2 protein-coding genes and 1 pseudogene are annotated in these 1,749 nt (G+C 66.2%); all 3 read right to left on the bottom strand.

Annotated features, from left to right (window positions below):
- Positions 1 to 226, bottom strand: a pseudogene (locus RMCB_RS04050) (NADH-quinone oxidoreductase subunit F); the annotation flags it as partial.
- Positions 223 to 951 carry an NADH-quinone oxidoreductase subunit NuoE gene (gene nuoE / locus RMCB_RS04045; RefSeq protein ID WP_062827751.1) on the bottom strand — a complete coding sequence of 243 codons (729 nt, stop codon included), beginning with the start codon at positions 949 to 951 and terminating at the stop codon, positions 223 to 225. The pseudogene RMCB_RS04050 and the gene nuoE, both read right to left, overlap by 4 nt.
- A 64-nt stretch (positions 952 to 1,015) precedes the next feature.
- Positions 1,016 to 1,749: NADH-quinone oxidoreductase subunit D-related protein (locus RMCB_RS04040; RefSeq protein ID WP_456152456.1), on the bottom strand; the 734-nt coding region annotated here is incomplete at its 5' end.

Here is a 1,749-nt window from a genome sequence, read left to right as displayed (position 1 = left end):
CGCCCTCGGTGCCCTGCGGGATGAACGACCACTTCGTGCCCGTCGGGAAACCGGCACCACCACGGCCACGCAGACCCGAATCCTTGACCAGCGCAATCACATCGTCAGGGGGCATCGCCAATGCCCGCTCCAGCGCCCGGTAGCCGTCGTGGCGGCGGTAGGTCTGCATCGTCCACGGTTCGGGTTCGTCCCAGAACCGGCTCAGCACGGGTGTCAGCGGAGTCATGCGCTTGCCCCATCGGGATCCGCGGACATCCCGAGTTCGCGTGCCTGGCGCAGCCCTGCGAGGGTGGCAGCGCCGGGGGCGCCGCCCGGTACGTGTGGGTCGGTGAGCCCGGCCAAGGTGCGGGCGGTCTCGCGGAAGGTGCACAGCGGCGCGCCGCGGCTGGGATCGGGAGGGTTGCCACTACGCAGCCCGTCGACCAGATCGCGTGCCGAGGAAGGGGTTTGGTTGTCGAAGAACTCCCAGTTGACCATGACGACGGGCGCGTAGTCGCACGCCGCGTTGCACTCGATGTGCTCGAGGGTGACGCGACCGTCGGTGGTGGTCTGCCCCGCGTGGATGTCCAGATGCTCCTGCAGCGCATCGAGAATGGCGTCCCCGCCCATGATCGCGCACAACGTGTTGGTGCACACGCCCACCAGATAGTCACCCGTCGGGGTGCGCCGGTACATCGAGTAGAACGTTGCCACCGCCGTGACCTCGGCATCGGTCAGATCGAGTCGCTGGGCGCAGAACCGGATTCCGGCGGGCGTGAGACAGCCGTCCTCGGACTGCACCAGGTGCAGCAGCGGCAGCAGAGCCGAGCGTGCGTCGGGGTAGCGGGCCGTGATGCGCTGCGCGTCGGCGGCCAGCCGGTCGGTGACGTCGTCGGGATACGCCGCGGGCCCGTTGATCGGCGGGCCCGCTTCGTCGGGCCGTTGCCCGAGTTCCAGGAAAACTTCGCTCACCTGTGCTGTCTCCTCTTCGCGCAAGCGCTCATCGGTACTGTCTCCTCTTCGCGCACGCGCTCATCTACCGATCCACCCCGCCCATGACCGGATCGATCGACGCCACTGCGGCGATCGCGTCGGCGACCATGCCGCCTTCGCACATCGCTGCCACCGCTTGCAGATTGGTGAATGACGGGTCGCGGTAGTGCACCCGGTAGGGCCGGGTGCCGCCGTCGGAGACCATATGCACGCCGAGCTCCCCGCGCGGCGACTCCACTGCCACATAGACCTGCCCGGCCGGTACCCGGATACCTTCGGTGACGAGCTTGAAGTGGTGGATGAGGCCCTCCATCGAGTGGCCCATGATCTTGGCGATGTGTTCGGGGGAATTACCCAGCCCGTCGGGCCCGATTTTGAGATCGGCGGGCCAGGCGAGTTTCTTGTCGCTGATCATCACCGGTTCTGAGGACAGCCGGTCTAGCCTTTCGATGCATTGCTGGACGATCTTCAGTGACTCGCGCATCTCTTTGACGCGGATGATGTAGCGGCCGTAGGAATCACACCGGTCATCGGTGATGACGTCGAATTCGTAGTTCTCGTAACCGCAATACGGTTGGGTTTTGCGCAGGTCGTGCGGCAGCCCGGTGGACCGCAGCACGGGGCCGGTGATGCCCAGGGCGATGCACCCGGTGAGGTCGAGATAGCCGACACCGACCGTGCGGGCCTTCCAGATGTAGTTCTCGTTGAGCAGATCCTCCAAGTCGCCCAACCGTTTCGGCAGCAGCTCCATCAACGCGTGCAGTTGGCCGATCGCGT

Origin of the sequence: Mycolicibacterium brisbanense (assembly GCF_001570425.1) — a bacterium.
GTDB lineage: Bacteria > Actinomycetota > Actinomycetes > Mycobacteriales > Mycobacteriaceae > Mycobacterium > Mycobacterium brisbanense.
This window is presented reverse-complemented; position numbering and strand designations above follow the sequence as displayed.